At 52.2% G+C, this 16,456-nt stretch carries 18 protein-coding genes; 3 read left to right on the top strand and 15 right to left on the bottom strand.

The window, feature by feature from the left end; genetic code table 11:
* The first annotated feature begins 2 nt into the window (after window positions 1–2).
* Genes JW885_12215 through JW885_12205 form a run of 3 tightly spaced genes read left to right on the top strand, consistent with a single transcriptional unit; the run spans window position 3 to window position 2,780 of the window.
* Window positions 3–731: an ABC transporter ATP-binding protein gene (locus JW885_12215; protein ID MBN1882932.1), complete on the top strand. Its 729-nt coding sequence runs from the start codon at window positions 3–5 to the stop codon at window positions 729–731.
* On the top strand, window positions 731–1,507 hold the full coding sequence (locus tag JW885_12210) for an ABC transporter ATP-binding protein (GenBank protein MBN1882931.1): 777 nt from the start codon (window positions 731–733) through the stop codon (window positions 1,505–1,507). Before JW885_12215 ends, JW885_12210 begins: the two co-directional genes overlap by 1 nt.
* The gene (locus tag JW885_12205) at window positions 1,491–2,780 is read left to right on the top strand and encodes a phenylacetate--CoA ligase (protein ID MBN1882930.1); all 1,290 of its coding nucleotides are present in this window, start codon (window positions 1,491–1,493) and stop codon (window positions 2,778–2,780) included. Before JW885_12210 ends, JW885_12205 begins: the two co-directional genes overlap by 17 nt.
* Window positions 2,781–2,943: 163 nt before the next feature.
* On the opposite strand, the gene JW885_12200 is transcribed toward JW885_12205, so the two are convergent.
* From JW885_12200 to JW885_12130, 15 genes are all read right to left on the bottom strand, one after another.
* Complete coding sequence (locus JW885_12200; GenBank protein MBN1882929.1) at window positions 2,944–3,219, bottom strand: DUF3276 family protein; 276 nt, start codon at window positions 3,217–3,219, stop codon at window positions 2,944–2,946.
* Window positions 3,220–3,236: 17 nt separating this feature from the next.
* Window positions 3,237–3,947 (bottom strand): ABC transporter ATP-binding protein, encoded by a 711-nt coding sequence (locus JW885_12195; protein ID MBN1882928.1) that lies wholly within the window; start codon window positions 3,945–3,947, stop codon window positions 3,237–3,239.
* 7 nt (window positions 3,948–3,954) lie between these two features.
* Window positions 3,955–4,755, bottom strand: a complete 801-nt coding sequence (locus tag JW885_12190; protein ID MBN1882927.1) for an ABC transporter ATP-binding protein — start codon at window positions 4,753–4,755, stop codon at window positions 3,955–3,957.
* Complete coding sequence (locus JW885_12185; protein ID MBN1882926.1) at window positions 4,752–5,780, bottom strand: branched-chain amino acid ABC transporter permease; 1,029 nt, start codon at window positions 5,778–5,780, stop codon at window positions 4,752–4,754. The genes JW885_12190 and JW885_12185 overlap by 4 nt, the downstream gene beginning before the upstream one ends.
* 138 nt (window positions 5,781–5,918) lie before the next feature.
* On the bottom strand, window positions 5,919–6,806 hold the full coding sequence (locus JW885_12180) for a branched-chain amino acid ABC transporter permease (protein ID MBN1882925.1): 888 nt from the start codon (window positions 6,804–6,806) through the stop codon (window positions 5,919–5,921).
* A 70-nt stretch (window positions 6,807–6,876) separates the two neighbouring features.
* Window positions 6,877–8,094 (bottom strand): ABC transporter substrate-binding protein, encoded by a 1,218-nt coding sequence (locus JW885_12175; protein ID MBN1882924.1) that lies wholly within the window; start codon window positions 8,092–8,094, stop codon window positions 6,877–6,879.
* A gap of 86 nt (window positions 8,095–8,180) precedes the next feature.
* Window positions 8,181–9,527, bottom strand: a complete 1,347-nt coding sequence (der, locus tag JW885_12170; protein ID MBN1882923.1) for a ribosome biogenesis GTPase Der — start codon at window positions 9,525–9,527, stop codon at window positions 8,181–8,183.
* A 3-nt stretch (window positions 9,528–9,530) separates the two neighbouring features.
* Window positions 9,531–10,424: a GTPase Era gene (gene era, locus JW885_12165; GenBank protein MBN1882922.1), complete on the bottom strand. Its 894-nt coding sequence runs from the start codon at window positions 10,422–10,424 to the stop codon at window positions 9,531–9,533.
* Window positions 10,411–11,433, bottom strand: a complete 1,023-nt coding sequence (locus tag JW885_12160; GenBank protein ID MBN1882921.1) for a radical SAM protein — start codon at window positions 11,431–11,433, stop codon at window positions 10,411–10,413. The genes era and JW885_12160 overlap by 14 nt, the downstream gene beginning before the upstream one ends.
* Window positions 11,430–12,101: a ribonuclease III gene (rnc, locus tag JW885_12155; GenBank protein ID MBN1882920.1), complete on the bottom strand. Its 672-nt coding sequence runs from the start codon at window positions 12,099–12,101 to the stop codon at window positions 11,430–11,432. The genes JW885_12160 and rnc overlap by 4 nt, the downstream gene beginning before the upstream one ends.
* Window positions 12,076–13,371 carry a tRNA (N(6)-L-threonylcarbamoyladenosine(37)-C(2))-methylthiotransferase MtaB gene (mtaB, locus tag JW885_12150; protein ID MBN1882919.1) on the bottom strand — a complete coding sequence of 432 codons (1,296 nt, stop codon included), beginning with the start codon at window positions 13,369–13,371 and terminating at the stop codon, window positions 12,076–12,078. Before mtaB ends, rnc begins: the two co-directional genes overlap by 26 nt.
* Window positions 13,368–14,426: a tRNA 2-thiouridine(34) synthase MnmA gene (mnmA, locus tag JW885_12145; GenBank protein MBN1882918.1), complete on the bottom strand. Its 1,059-nt coding sequence runs from the start codon at window positions 14,424–14,426 to the stop codon at window positions 13,368–13,370. Before mnmA ends, mtaB begins: the two co-directional genes overlap by 4 nt.
* Before the next feature lie 19 nt (window positions 14,427–14,445).
* Window positions 14,446–14,832, bottom strand: coding sequence for a Fe-S cluster assembly scaffold protein NifU (nifU, locus tag JW885_12140; GenBank protein ID MBN1882917.1), 387 nt, complete (start codon window positions 14,830–14,832; stop codon window positions 14,446–14,448).
* An 11-nt stretch (window positions 14,833–14,843) separates the two neighbouring features.
* Window positions 14,844–16,016, bottom strand: a complete 1,173-nt coding sequence (nifS, locus tag JW885_12135) for a cysteine desulfurase NifS (GenBank protein ID MBN1882916.1) — start codon at window positions 16,014–16,016, stop codon at window positions 14,844–14,846.
* A complete protein-coding gene (locus JW885_12130; GenBank protein MBN1882915.1) occupies window positions 16,013–16,456 on the bottom strand; it encodes an Rrf2 family transcriptional regulator in 444 nt (147 codons plus the stop codon). The genes nifS and JW885_12130 overlap by 4 nt, the downstream gene beginning before the upstream one ends.

The following is a 16,456-nucleotide window of genomic DNA, read 5'->3' as shown; positions in this document are numbered from 1 at the left end:
CGATGCTTCTTATCGTGAAAAATTTGCATGCGTACTATGGAAATGTGCATGTACTCAAGAGAATAACCTTTCATATCAATAAAGGGGAGATTGTTACAATCATCGGCGGTAACGGCGCCGGCAAATCGACGCTGCTTAAAACGATTTCAGGGCTTATTCCCACAGAACGGGGTGAGATACTCTTTGAAAAGCAAAAGATCAATTCACTCACCGCGGAACGTATTCTCAGAAGGGGTATATCACACGTTCCCGAAGGGCGAAAAATTTTCGCAAAGCTCAGCGTGAGAGACAACCTTGAATTAGGAGCTTTCACGCAAAAGGACAGAAATGAAATCGCCTATGATTTTGAAAAGGTGTATACCCTGTTTCCAATACTCGGCGAGAGAAGAAAACAGTCCGCCGGGACCCTCTCGGGCGGGGAGCAGCAGATGCTGGCCATCGCCCGATCACTCATGAGCAGACCGAAGCTCATCATGCTTGATGAGCCGTCTATGGGACTTGCACCCAAGGTGGTGTTGGAAGTATTTAAGACGATAAAAGAATTGAAGGAAATGGAAACAACCATCCTTTTGATCGAACAGAACGCCCGTGCCGCCCTGGCTTTGGCGGATCGGGGATACGTCATGGAAATGGGAATGTTCACATCCCACGGAGATAAGGAAGTGCTTCTCGATAATGAAGAGGTAAAAAGGGCGTATCTCGGGAAGGGATACCGTGAGGTCTATGAATGATGATGCTTGAATCGAAAGGCATTTACAAGGATTTCGGCGGCGTGAAGGCGCTGTCGGACGTTCACCTTTCGGTACCGAAAAATGTCATAATGGGGCTGATAGGTCCCAACGGTGCAGGGAAAACGACATTTTTCAATGTGATCAGCGGTATTCTTCCGGTGACGACGGGAGATTTCTTCTTCAAGGGGAGGAAACTGACGGGCAAAAAACCCTTTTATATCACCCGATCAGGCATTGCGAGAACATTTCAAAATATACAGCTCTTTAACGGTATGACGGTTTTTGAGAATGTTGTTGCGGGTCGTCACATCAGGACGAAGGCGGGGCTTATTCGCGGTATCGTCGGGGGGAGGTTGGTTCGACGCGAGGAGCGTGAGAATATCGAAAGGGTCAATGAAATTCTCAATTTCGTGCACATAGAATCAGAAAAGGGTCTCCCCGCCGACAGCCTCCCATACGGAAAACAGCGGCACGTAGAGATAGCCCGGGCGCTTGCGGTGGAGCCGGAGCTGTTGCTCCTCGATGAGCCGTCCGCGGGGATGAATCCGAGAGAAACCGAAGACCTGATGAAGCTCATCATGGCCATCAGGAAGAGGGGGATCACCGTGCTTCTGATAGAACATGATATGAATCTCATCATGGGCATATGTGACAGGATAGCGGTGCTCGATTACGGAAAGAAGATTTCCGAGGGAACACCTGAAGAAATACGCAACGACGAGAAAGTCATTGAGGCATATCTCGGCCGAGAGGAAGACTATGCGGATTTGGGATGAAAAAAACGAGACAATGTCTCGGGAGGAGCTGAAGCAGTTCCAGCTTGAGGGGCTGCAGAAGACCATAAACCGTATTATTCGGCATAACGTGACCTTTTATCGTCATCGATTCGATCAGGTCGGGTTCAATATTGAAAAAGACGCGATCGAATCGATAGAAGATCTTTCCAAACTCCCGTTCATTACGAGGGAAGATCTGAAGGAGAGTTACCCCTATGACTTGTTTGCGGTTCACTTGAGAGATGTAGTGCGGATTCACGCCGCGTCAGGGGATGTGGGGATCACGGGATTCACGATGGAGGATCTCAAGAGCTGGTCACGCCGTGTTGCTCGCACCCTGTGCTCCGCGGGTCTTGACGAAGACGATGTACTGCAGATTGCGCTTTCATACGGCTTATTCCCGGGCGCCTTCGGATACCATTACGCCGCTGAAAATATTGGGGCGTCGGTCATTCCCACGTCGACCACTCACATCAAGAGGCAGCTGAGGATTCTTCAGGATTATAAATCCACCGCAATCGTTTCCACACCGTCATATATACTACGGCTGATACGCGAGATGAAAGACAATGGTATCAATCCGAAGCACCTCTCATTGAAATACGCCATACTGGGGGCGGAGCCGTGGACGGATGACATGCGTCGGGAAATTGAGGAGAATCTGTATGTGTCCGCATATTTCCATTATGGCGTTGAATCCGTATTTGGGCCGGGGATTGCCTCGGAATGCCGGGAAAAAAACGGGCTGCATATATTTGAAGATCATTTTATACCGGAGATCATCGATACGAAAACAGGGAAGTCCCTTCCGTATGGAGAAGAGGGCGAGCTTGTCCTGACGACATTGACGATGGAAGCGTTTCCGCTCATACGATACCGAACGGGAGATGTGACACGGCTCTATCTGTCGGATGATGTGTGTCCCTGTGGAAGAACACATATAAAAATGGATCCGGTAAAAAGACGGTATGACGATCTTATCGTCTTTCGTGGTATCAACCTGTATCCATATCAGATACAAAACATCCTCAAAGAGATAATACAGGATGAACCTCGATTTCGAATAGTGTTATATAGGGAAAACGGCGATGATCTCATGGATATTCAATTAGAAATAACAGAGAATATTTTCCATGATGAGATGAAGGTTGAAAGGCGTTTTATCAGGGATGTCGAGCATCGGATACTTCACGAGCTGGGCTTTGAAGTATCGATCAGGTTGATAGAAAATGACAGCTTGCCAGACGGTGAGCTTATAGAGGATAAAAGATAAAAAAACAAAAAGGGCGCTGTGTTTAATCGATTTATATGACCCAATCGTTAAAAACAACGCCCATACACAATGTCCGATAAGATATATTATGTAAACCAACTTTTGTTTTACTCAATATTTCATATCGATTCTATCTTTATCATTCTTCTTTTCCCTGTTTCTTCTAATCTCCCATTGAGGAATCATACTCTTCAGAACGTGAATGGTCGTTTTCCCTGATGAAATTTACCACCTCATCAAACGCTTCCTGGAAGTTGTCCAGATCCTCAGGGAATACCATGATTCTGAACCTGTCCTGTTTTCCGAAATCAACAGCCTTTGTCTCTGAGATGATCAAGTACTTGTCGTTGTTGACGTTCTCCTTGACATCAAAATAATAGGTTCTTCTTCCCGCCTTGACTTTCTTCGTAAAAATTTCTTCTTTTCTCCTGTCTTCCAATTTCGCGCTCCTCTCCCCTAAGTTTCTCCCAAGTAGGCTTTTTTCACAGACTCATTATGTAAAAGATTCTTTGACGTATCTTCAAGGACAACCTTTCCCGTCTCAAGTACATATCCACGATGAGACGTTTCAAGTGCCATTTTAGCGTTTTGCTCGACAAGCAGTATCGTGGTGCCGTTTTTTTCATTAATGTCTCTGATTATGGAGAATATGCTTTTTACCACTAAAGGAGCCAGACCAAGTGACGGCTCATCGAGTAAAAGTATCTTTGGATTGCTCATCAGCGCCCGGGCGATGGCGAGCATCTGCTGCTCACCTCCGGAAAGTGTTCCCCCGTCCTGTTTCCTTCTCTGTTCAAGGATCGGGAAAAAGCTGAATATTTGTTTCAGGTCTTTTTTAAACTGCGCGTCTCTCTTCCTGATGTAGGAGCCCATCATGAGGTTTTCACGCACCGTTAAAAGCGGAAATATACGCCTGCCCTCAGGCACCTGAGAAACACCCATCTGGACTATTTTATCGGGCTGCACCCGTGTAATGTCTTTCCCTTTGAGCAGCACACGTCCCTTTCTTGCGGTGTTGATGCCGCTGATGGTCATGAGTGTCGTCGATTTCCCGGCGCCGTTTGCGCCTATGAGCGTGACGATTTCACCCTCGTTGATCTTCAGGGAAACTCCCTTGAGGGCCTCAATGCTCCCGTAATTTGTATATATGTCTATCAGTTCAAGCATGTCAATGTCAGTCCGTTCCGAGATACGCCTCGATGACCTTCTTGTCTTGTTTTATATCCTGTGGTTTGCCTTCCGCAATCTTCTTGCCGTAATCAAGCACCACGATACGATCCGATATCTCCATTACCACCTTCATATCGTGTTCGATCAGCAGAATCGTCACCCCGGTATCCCTGATACGTCGAATCAGGTTCATCAAATCCGATGTTTCCTTCGGATTCATCCCGGCGGCGGGCTCGTCAAGTAAAAGCAGGGCCGGCTCAGATGCAAGCGCCCTGGCTATTTCAACACGACGCTGATCCCCATATGAAAGATTCGAAGCGATATCCAGTATCTTTTCTTCCAGTCCGACGAAGACGATGTGTTTGATTGACTTTCGAAGGGTTTCCTTCTCCTCATGCTGCTGACTTCTCGACCTCAGAACGGCCCCGAAAAAATTGCTTTTCGTCAGAGCATGTCGGCCAACCTTCACGTTATTCAGGACGGTGAGCGTGTTAAACAGCCTGATGTTCTGGAATGTACGGGCGATGCCGTGGGCATTAATCCTATCAGGCTTTAAAGATGGTTTAAAGGCCTTACTTTTAGAAGAGATTATCCGCCCCCGTCCGTTTTTTTCGAGTATGACTCTCCCACCGGTCGGATTCGTCAGGCCGGTAACGCAGTTAAAAAGCGTTGTTTTCCCCGCTCCGTTCGGTCCGATCAACGAGAGTATCTCCCCTCTTTCGATGTCGAAGGAGACGTTGTCGACCGCACGAACACCGCCGTAAAACTTACTCAGCCCATCAATTGTCAGGATGGTATAGCTCATCTATCTTTGCTCAGCTTTTTGCTGTCGGTGGAGACGCTGAAAAAGCTCTCATTCATGGTTTGCAAAATCGACTCATCCTTTGTAGACATAACCCGCTTCACCCTGGAGAGGGGAATTAATCCCGCAGGCAGAAAACGCATCATCAATATCAGAATGATGCCGAAGAGCGCGTATCGCGCCTGTACCAGATCCGGCCAGGGCTCCAGAACTTGGCGCAACAGCTCGGAAAGGCTCACCAGCACCGTTGCACCGAGAATCACACCGGGAATACTTCCCATACCGCCGAGAACCACCATGCAGAGTATCAGGATCGATTCCCAGAACTTGAAGCTGACGGGGCTGATGAAACCGAACCACCGTGCGAAGAAAGAACCGCCGATGGCCCCAAAAGATGCGCTGATGGCAAATGCGATGACCTTGTATCTCATGATGTTTATACCGCTGCATTCGGCGGCGATTTCATCGTCCCGGATGGCGAACCACGCACGACCGAGCCGGGAATCCTCCAGTCGATTCATGATGAAGATCGTTGCAATCATCATGAAGAGGATCAGGTAGAAAAACGGGACTTTCCCCTTGAAAGAATAGACGATCGGGTTTTCGAAGAAAAAACGGGTGATCGGGTATAAGAACGTGAGGTCGATGCCCGGCGAAGATATCCCGGGTAGTCCCATCGGCCCCCGGGTCAGCCACATCTCGTTGACGATAACAAGCACCACAAGCTCTGAAAAGCCGAAGGTGACGATTGCGAAATAATCCCCCGTCAACCTGAGGGTCGGCGCCCCAAGGAGTATGCCCCACAACGCGCCGTTCAGGGCCGCCAATGGTATGATAACCCAGTAATTGGAGAGGATATCCCAGGGAGGTCCCATGGCCCCGCATTTGAGCGTCAATAATCCCGCCGTGTAGGCGCCGATGGCGTAGAAGCCGACAAATCCAAGATCAAGGAGACCGGTGAAACCGGGGATAATATTCAGGCCGAGGGCAAGCACGATATACAGCATCGAGAGGATGCAGATATACATGAATGTCTCGTGAAAATCGCCCAGGAAGGAATAAAATGGTATGAAAAAAACCGCCAGGAACAACAACCCGTATACAACCGGTTGGTTCTTTGAAAAAAAGGCTGATGTATATCGGGGAATTCGTTTGGGCATGATCGATTATACCTTCACCACTGTTTTTCTTCCAAGTATTCCGGACGGACGGAAGATGATCACGAGGATCATAATGGCATATGCGATACCGTCCCGATACCCGGAAGAAAGGTACCCCGCCCCGTATGATTCGGCGATCCCCAGCACGAATCCACCGAACATCGCTCCGGGGATGTTGCCGATACCGCCCAACACCGCCGCCGCAAACGCCTTGACACCGGCGGTATATCCCATCATGGGGAAAATTGCGTTATAATAAACACCGACGATGATCCCCGCAACCGCACCCAGACCGGATCCAACGGCGAAGGTGAACGATATCACCCGGTTGACATTTATGCCCATGAGGGATGCGGTAGTCTTGTCCTGGGCGCAGGCCCGCATGGCGGTGCCTATTTTTGTCTGTGTAATAAGGATATGAAGACAGAACATCAAGAATATTGTGATGGAGATGATGTCATATTGCAGCAGAGATACCTTGACATCACCCATATAAAAAAGAGCGGATTTAAATATTTCAGGGATGGTTCCCTTCGGATATGTTTTCATACGACCGCCCCAGATCATCAGTGCGACGTTCTGGAGAAAGAGTGACGCACCGATGGCCGTGATGAGTGCGGCCAGACGCGGCGCTTTCCTGAGAGGACGATAGGCGATGAATTCCAGGATAACGCCGAATAGCGCGCAACATGATATGGAAAGCAGGACTGCCAGGGGAAACGGAAGGTTGAGCATGGTGACGAAGGTGAAGGCGAGAAACGCACCGAGCATGTATATTTCGCCGTGGGCGAAGTTAATCAACTCGATGATTCCATACACCATCGTATAACCGACGGCGATAAGTGCATATACGCCACCGAGAGTAAGTCCGTTAACAAGCTGCTGAATGAACATCCCCTGCCCTACCCCTGTCAAAAAAGGGGGAGGGTGAAGACCCTCCCCCTTGATTACACACGAATAACCCCTAATCCAAGATCTGCTTTTCAGCAGCGATGAATTCTCCGTCTTTCACTTCGGAAACAAACACAGGCTTGCTGCAGTCTCCGTTTTCATCGAAGATGGTGATACCGGCGATACCGACGTATCCGGTTTCCGGGGTTGTCATACCGGCCAGACATTCCGTAATGGCCGCTCTGTCGGCGCCGCACTTCTCGATGGCGACGACCATCATGCCGATGGCGTCATAGGCGTTTGCCGCCATCCAGTCGGGAGTCAGACCGTATTTTTCCTCGAAGGCCTTCTTGAATTCCAAGGCTTCCTTACCGGCGGCTTCATACACCAAAGGAGAGCTTGCCATGAATCCTTCGGCGGCGTCCTTGGCGATGTTGATCAGCTCCGGGTTGTTCAGGCCGTCCGCTCCCATGAACTGTACGTCAAGACCGAGCGTTTCCGCCTGTGCGAGGATCAGCCCGCCCTGCTGATAGTAACCGGCGATAAATATCGCGTCGGGGGCGAGTTCCTTGAACTTGGAAAGCTGAGGAGCAAAATCGACGGTATCGGCGACATACGCCTCGACACCCACGACCTCAAGACCGATCTCTTCAGCCGCCGCTACAAATGCTTCCTTCAGGCCGATTGCGTAGTCGTTGTTTTCATGGAACACGCCGACCTTTTCGACTCCGAGGACTTCCTTGGCGTATTTCGCCATGAATCGTCCCTGGAAGTCATCCGTGAAGACGTTGCGGAACATATATTCGCTGCTCCGGCCGACTTCCACATTGGTTGCTGTGGGAGATATCGCCGGGAGACCCGCCTCATCATAATACGGAATAGCGGCAAGGGTGGCGGAACTGCATACGTGTCCCAGAACCGCAATGATATCCTCATTACTGGCAAAGTTCTGTGCAACAGCAGCGGCTTCCTTCGGATCACAGCGCTCGTCGCCCACTACAAGTTCAAGCATCCTTCCGTTAATGCCGCCGGCTTCGTTGATTTCGTCGATTTTCATCATTGCGCCGTTTCTGATGATTTCTCCATATGCAGCGGCGTCACCGGACATGGGAGCGGCAAGACCGATCTTTATGGGACCCGCAGCTTCATCGGCGACAGGCTCATCGGTTGCCGCCTCTTCCGGTGTGGTCGGTTCTGCCGGTTTTTCCTGACACCCGGCGATGGCGAATGCGAATACCAGTGCCAAGGCGGAAAAAAGAACGAACCACTTCAGATTTCTCAGTTTGCCCATACGTTAAACCTCCTTTGATCCCGTAATAAAAAGTGGAATCATTCACCATATTTAAAGATTCACTTTAAATCTCAGGAAAATTTTTGTCAAGCTTTTTTTACTCTTTCACGCTCTCGTTTTCTATGATACAGCCGAATCGGCGTACCGGAAAAATCATATGCGTCTCGCAGCCTGTTGATGATGAATCGATGGTAGGCGGGCTTGATTCCTTTGGGGTTGTTGCTGAAAAGTACAAACGTGGGCGGTGCTATAGACGTCTGGGTGATGTAAAATATTTTTACGGGCTTTCCGTGGTACAGACCGGGGCTGTGTTCTGTGCTGATAATATCGAAAAAAGAATTCAGCTCTCCCGTCGGAATACGGCGGTTTCTATTTTCAATGACGGTATCGACGGCGGGGTATATGCGATGGACGTTCTTACCACTTTTTGCTGAAATAAAAATGATCGGTGAGTAGGAGATATTTTTCATCTCGTCCTGAATACGGAGTGCGAACGTCCCCGCGGTGCGCTCATCCTTTTCGACAAGGTCCCACTTGTTTACAAGGATGACCGAGGCGACACCCTTATCCTTTATCAGTCGGGCTATGCGAATATCCTGGTCCGTGGGCCCTTCCTCCGCGTCAAGGAGCAAAAGCGCCGCATCCGCACGGTCGATGCTTCTGAGGGATGCAAACACGCTGAATTTCTCCACGGCCATGCTTATTCTGCTCTTTCTCCTGATGCCCGCCGTGTCTATGAGCACATAGGGTCTATTTTCCGTATATACCAGCGTATCAATTGAGTCCCTGGTCGTCCCGGGGGTGTCGTCGACCAGTGACCGTCCGTATCCGGTCAGGCGATTCAGAAGCGATGATTTCCCCACGTTGGGACGTCCGACGATTGCGATATGAGGGGCGTCCGGCGTTTCAGAAGGATGCTCTTCCATCATGCCCGTGAGGGAAAACACCACATCATCCATAACATCGTTGATCCCGATGTTGTGCTGAGCGGATATCGCATACAGGGTGTCCATCCCCAGTTGATAGAATTCATATATCTCCGATTCCTGCTTGGGGCCGTCCACCTTGTTCACCAGTGCGAAGACCGGCTTTTTTGTCTTTCTGAGATAGTTGAACATCTCCGAATCGTCCGGACGAACCCCATCCCGGGCGTCCATGAGAAAAAGGATGATGTCCGATTCCTCTACCGCAAGCTCCGCCATTTCGTGAACGCCGCGGAGTATCTCGGTGTCCGCATCAGGCATGAATCCACCGGTGTCTATCAGGGTGAATTCCGTATCACCCCACCGTGCGTCGGCGTAGATGCGGTCTCTCGTCACCCCCGGCTCATCCTCCACGATGGCGCGGCGGGTCCCGACGATCCTGTTGAAGAACGTGGACTTTCCCACATTCGGGCGTCCCACGATGGCCACGATTTTTTTGCCGTTTGTCATGTTCTATTGATATCCCAGACGTTTGAGCATCTCCGACCGCTTCGCCCAATCCTTGAGCACCTTCACTCGGAGTTCAACGTATACCTTGATGTTAAAAAACGCCTCCAGGTCCATCCTGGCCTGTGTTCCGATTTCCTTGACGACCGAGCCTCCCTTCCCGATGACGATCCCCTTCTGCGATTCCCGCTCAACAAAGATCACCGCATCCACGAGAAGAAGACCCTTCTGGGCGTCCTCCTGGAAGCGATCGATAGCCACCGCAACGGCGTATGGTATCTCCTTACGTGTGAGGCGAAACACCTTTTCCCGTATGATTTCCGCCGTGATGAACTTCTCGCTCTGGTCAGTCAGGGCGTCCTCGGGAAAAAAAGGAGGGCCTTCGGAGAGAAGTCTCTGTACGGCATCGAGATATATCTCTATGCCGTCGCCCGTCAGCGCCGAAACCGGGATGATTTCTTCGAAGTTGTGCATCATTTCGATGGATTCAATCAGCGGAAGGATCGTCTCCTTTTTCGCCCGATCCACCTTGTTGATGAGGAGGATGACGGGCGTCTTCACGTTCTTCAGACCACGGAGCACCTCCATGTCGACATCGTCGAGGCGGTCGCCCGCCTCCACCATGATCGTGACGATATCGGCGTCGTCACGGGCCGCCCGTGCGGTCCTGATCATGTAGAGATTCAGCTCCTTTTTGGCCGCCCTGTGAAAACCGGGTGTATCCACGAAGACGATCTGAGATGATTGGTCCGTCAGGATGCCCATGATGCGGTTTCTGGTGGTCTGGGGCTTTGGGGTGACGATCGAGACCTTCTCCCCCAGGATGGTGTTCATCAGAGTGGATTTACCCACATTCGTCTTCCCGACGAGCACCACAAAACCCGATTTAAAGGTTTTCAATGACGATCTCCTCCTCGGTGAGAAACCGATCCCCGGTGATCTTTACTTTGTTAAGGTTGTGGACCTTTTCGAGCTTTCTGATGGTTCGTTTGTTTCCGCCCACGGCGGCGCCCACCAGCCTCGGGTGCACTCTGATGACAAGGGGGTCGGGAATGTGCGAAAGTTCTCCAACAACTCGTTCGATCCTTTCGGCCATCATTCCTTCCATCACCAGCGCGCCCAGTGATTCATGATAGGGTCCCGAAACGACACGTTTCTCGAGATCCTTTGAGTGGGAGAGCCCGATTCGGATGATGGGAATATCGTGTTCCTGGAACATCCGGACGATCAATCCCGTAATCCGTACCGTCTCGTCCAGTGACAACGGCACGTATCTCCCCTCACGATAGAGCCGCTCCATCTCCGTATCCTTGATGACCACCGTCGGATATATCCGGACACCGCTCGGGACGAGGTTTATCACATCCTCGGCGGTCCCCATGATCGTAGACTCGGTATCTCCGGGGAGACCCGGCATGATCTGGGCGATCAGGTCGAACCCTCGGCGCTTTATAAGCAAGGCCGCCCGCCGTGTATCGTCGGCCGTATGACCCCGTTGTGACAGTTCGAGGATGTGATCGGACATCGACTGAATCCCCAGCTCTATCGTTCGAACACCGTACTCCTCAAGGAAGCCGAGGACCTTTTCACTGATCGCATCGGGCCGGGTGGACACCCTCAGCGCATCGATTCGGCCCATGTCGATCAGTTCCTTGCCGATCTTGAGCAGATCAAGCTGTCGCTTCATCGGGAGCAATGTGAAGCTACCCCCGAAAAAGGCGAGCTCTATATCCCGTTCCCAGTCCGGGCGTGTCTCCGTATAACTGTTGACCGTCTCCACGATATGTCCGCGGGTGAGTTTCACGGCTCCCGCGGATGTGATCGCCTGCTGGTCACAGAACAGGCAACGATGGGGACACCCTGCATGGGGGATAAATATCGGTATGATAAATCGTTTGATATTTTTCATTTTTCAAGCGCATTTCGGGCGGCGGCCATTTCCGCATCCTTTTTACTTTTTCCTTCGCCCCTCCCCCATTCCTCGCCGTCCACTGAGACGCGAACGATGAACCTTTTTTCGTGTTCGGGACCGAAACATTCCACCACTTCATAGTCTGGAAGGGTCTGGAGCTCCACCTGTATCTTCTCCTGGAGGAGGGATTTGTAATTCTTCGTGTTCAGGGTATGGATGTTTTCAACGACATCGCGAAAATGCCTCTTGACGATCGGCTCTATCGATCCATATCCCCCGTCGACCAGCACGGCCCCCACCACGGCTTCATACACACCTGCAAGGATTGATATTTTTTTCCGCCCCCCCGCCTTCTCCTCGCCCTTCCCGAGAATGAGGAGATGATCGAGCCCCGCATCCCGCGCCCGTCGGGCCAGACTGTCCGCATTGACAAGCATCGCCCTTGCCCGGGTGAGCCACCCCTCGTCCCAATCGGGATATCGCTCGAACAGCATCAGCCCGATGATCAGGTCGATAGCACCGTCTCCCAGGAATTCGAGCCGTTCATAGCCGAACGGAGCTTCATCACTCTGGGCCGAGGCGTGGGTCAAAGCGCGAACGAGCCACAGACGGTCTTCAAATCGGTACTCCAGTATCTTTTCACATGCACACAGTTTTTCTTCCATATACTCCGTCTTCCGTCAGGTCGACAACGGTAACGGGAACGATGCAGTTGACCTCATCGGCATGTTCATCCATGTACACGGTGAGGTAGTTTTCGCTCTTTCCGGTAAGGTGTATCCCGTCTTTTCTCTCCGTCAGTACCTCAAGGGTATGTCCCACCCGGCCCTGTCGATACAATCTGTTTTTCTCTTCGCCGATGTCCCTGATGATTTTCGCCCGCTCCTTCTTTATCCTCCCCGGGACCTGTTCCGACATCTGAAACGCTGGCGTGCCGGGCCGTGGTGAAAAAGGAAACACGTGAAGGTACGTTACGGGAAGTCTTTTGAGCAGCGATACGGTATTCTCAAACGCATTGTCATCCTCGCCCGGAAAGCCCACCATCACGTCGATACCGATGCCGGGTGCGTCCAGCAGCGTATTCGCCCTCTCGACGAGTTTTTCAAAGTAATCAACCTGATACGGCCTCTTCATTGCCTTCAGGATGGAATCGTCCCCACTCTGGAGCGGGATGTGCAGATGCGGCGTGATCTCAGGTGTATCGGTCATAAGATGAAGCAGGTCGTCCGATATCTCCAGCGGCTCCAGCGAGCTGAGACGATACCGGAGGGGGAATCCCGCCTCAATGAGGCGCCCGAGCAGCCCGACAAGAGACAACGAATCCGTATCTCCGTAACGTCCCAGGTGAATGCCCGTCAGGACAACCTCCCTGTATCCCCTCGATGAAAGCTCGGAAATACGGGAGACGACGGTATCAGCGGGAACGCTCCTCTCCCTCCCCCTGGCAAGGGGCACCACGCAGTAACTGCATCGGGCGTTGCACCCCTCCTGGACTTTCACGAACGCCCGGGTTCGAGTGTCTTCATGAATATCCCGGGATGAGTCCGACACACAAACATCCTCATCGTTCCCGTCCGATGTGTCCGATGGGCCGATGAGGTTACGGACTATGTCCGCAATGTCGGCTCTGTCTTGAGGGTGAACGATGACCGTATCGACGCCGCTGTTCGCAATGCTCTCGGGATAGACCGCGACGGAACACCCGGTAACGATGACCGGGCCGTCACCGATTTCCCGCTTCATTCTGCGGACGGCCTGGCGGGATTGATAATCCGCCTTACCGGTGACCGTGCAGGTATTGACGACGGCGGCGGCGGCCCGTTCATGTCCCATAACCACTCGATATCCCAGGGATTTCAGATCGTAGGCGATTGATTCGCTGTCGGTGAAATTGACCTTGCACCCGAGTGTTATAACGGCGACGGTCTGAGTCACTCCAACATCCCCCCTCCGATGACACGCTCGCCCTCATAGAGCGCCAGTATCTGACCGGGAGCCGGTGCGAAGTGCGGCTCTTCGAAAACCATCCGAACGGTATCGGGAGATTCGATATATACCGTTCCCGGGGATGGTTTCTCATTGTAGCGGACCATGCCGTCGCATCGAAACTCGGTCATGTCCGGTATTCCGGATATCCAGTTAAACGAGCCGGCGACAACCTCCCGCCTCATGATGTCTTCCCTATACCCAACGATAACCCGGTTCTGTTTCGCTTCCGTACTCACCACATAATAGGGCCGGGAGGCGGGGATGCCGATACCGCTCCTCTGACCCACGGTATAATTCCAGAAGCCGGTATGGGTTCCGATCGCGTTGCCCGAAATGTCGACGATCTCGCCCTGTTCCATGCGATCTCCCACAAGCCGCCTGAGGTACGCCCTGTAGTCGTCTTTTCCGAGAAAACAGATCTCTCTGCTTTCCGACTCCGGAAGCGGGATTGAGCGACTTTCGGCCATACGGAGTATCTCTTCCTTACGGCGCGTCCCCAGAGGAAAGAGTGTGTGTGAAAGCTGATCGGGACGAACGAGCGACAAAAAATAGGACTGGTCCCTCTTTCCATCGATTCCCCGCAAAAGTCGTATTCCCGAGCCGTCGTCCACCGTGCGGGCATAGTGACCGGTGGAGATAAAGCGGAAATCACCCGACTCCGCCTCATCGAGAAGATATTTGAATTTGACCCGGCGATTGCACACTGCACAGGGGTTCGGCGTCGTTCCCGTAAGATACGCACAGGACAAATAATCGATCACATCCTTTTTGAATCCGCGGCTCGCGTCCAGGACGCGGTGGGGAATGCCGAGTGTCCGGGCGACGCGGGATGCGCTCTCGGCCGCGGCATCGGGATTTCCTGCATGTCCCGTAAGAGATTCATCCCACAGGACAAAGGTGACGGCTTCCACCTCCATTCCGTCGTCAAGAAGTAGCGCCGCAGATATCGCCGAATCGACGCCGCCGCTCAGGGCCACCAGGACCCGTTCGTTGTTTCCCATGATTATTTACACTGAGGATTCAGGACCCCGGTCCTTTTCCGTTCGTTCTCTCGTGATAGTTTTCTATAGCCGCCTTCAGTGTGTCGGCGGCGAGGTTGGAACAGTGCATCTTCTGTTTCGGCAGGCCGCCCAGCTCTTCGGCGACATCTCTGTTTGTAATCTTCAGGGCCTCATCGAGGGATTTTCCTTTGACCATCTCGGTAATCATGGAGGATGTGGCGATGGCGGCGGCGCATCCGAAGGTTTTGAACTTGATGTCCGATATCACGCCGTCGATGACGTGTATGGTTATCCGCATGATGTCACCGCATGCGGCGTTCCCGATTTCACCCGTGCCGTCCGGATTGTCAAGCTCGCCGACATTCTTCGGGTTGTGAAAATGCTCAATAACTTTTTCAGTATACATGAAGCGTCTTCTTATCCCTTTCTTGGAGCGAGGGGAGACATGGCGCGCAGCCGCTCGACTATTTCCGGGATCTTCGAGATGACATAATCGACGTCGTCATCGGTTGAATCCGGACCCAGGCTGAATCTGATTGATCCCTGTGCAATGACGGCGTCGATATTCATTGCGCTTAATACGTGAGATGTCTTGAGTGTGCCCGTTGTGCATGCCGAACCGGACGATACGGCGACGCCCTCAAGGTCGAGGCCCAAAAGCATCCCCTCCCCTTCTATGTAGTGAAAGCTGATGTTTGTTGTGTTCGGAAGACGGGGTGCGCCTTTTCCGTTCACCGATACGTCCGGAACGGCATTCAGAATGCCGGATTCCAGCCTGTCCCGGAGACGGGTCAGGCGATCGGTCTCTTCCGCGAGCCGTTTTCTTGAGAGCTCGGCGGCCATGCCCATGCCGACGATGGACGGGACGTTCTCCGTCCCCGCACGCATGCCGAATTCATGGCTTCCACCGTGAATCAAAGGCATAAGCCTGATACCCTTTCTGATATAAAGGGCACCGATACCCTTTGGCGCACCCATTTTGTGACCGGAGACAGAAAGGAGATCGATCCCGTCTTTTTGCACATCTATCGGAATCTTGCCCGTCGCCTGGACGGCGTCGGTGTGAAAGACAATATTGTTTTTCTTCAATATCGACGAAATGCGGGGGATATCAAAAATGACGCCCGTTTCGTTATTGGCGTACATAAAGCTTGCAATCTTCGTATTTTCACAGATCGCCTCCTCCAGCTCATCGATATCTAGGGCGCCGTTTTCGCCCACGCCGATGTAATCAACATCATGTCCCACCTCTTCGAGCCAGTCTACCGTGTTGATGACGGCGTGGTGCTCAACGGCGGATGTGATGATGTGATGGGACGTTTCTTTGGTCGAGAAGAGATGGCCTTTCAGCGCCAGATTGTCCGACTCCGACCCGCCCCCCGTAAAGACGATCTCATCCATGTTCGCGTTCAGGAGCAACCCGACGCGCTCCCTGGCCTGATCGACCGCCTCCCTGGCCTCGCGTCCGTATCTGTGGGCGCTGGAAGGATTGCCGCATACGTCGGTGAAAAAGGGGATCATGGCGTCAAGCACTTCCGGGAGCACCGGACTTGTGGCGTTATAATCCATGTAGACGCGTTTTTTTTTCATTTTTGTTTTGTCGAGAGACCCCGGGATCGGGCCTTCTCGCACACTTCATGTATGCTTACAGAGTTCAAATAGTCTCTGATACAATCGCCCAGCTCGGCCCACAGCCACTGGGTGGTGCATTCTCCCGAACGATGACAGGCGGATGCATCTTTGCTGTGATCGACGCAGAAAACAGGGCTGATTGGTTCATCCACCATCTCGATCACCTCGCCGACGCTGATGTTCTCAGGATCCCGTGCCAGGACATATCCACCGCCCGGTCCCTTGACGCTCTTTACAATCTCACCCTTTCTGAGCTTTGAAAAGAGCTGTTCCAGATAGTGCAGGGATATCCCCTCCTTTTCCGAAATGCGCTTGAGGTTGACCGGCCCGTCTTTCTCCGTGAGAACCAGCATCACCAGCGCCCTGACCGCATACTGTCCTCTTGTCGTCAGTCTCAT

Source organism: Candidatus Zymogenaceae bacterium, assembly GCA_016931225.1.
In the GTDB taxonomy this organism is placed as follows: domain Bacteria; phylum Desulfobacterota; class Zymogenia; order Zymogenales; family Zymogenaceae; genus JAFGFE01.
The sequence above is the reverse complement of the archived record's forward strand: the minus strand, read 5'-3'. Positions and strand labels throughout refer to the sequence as shown.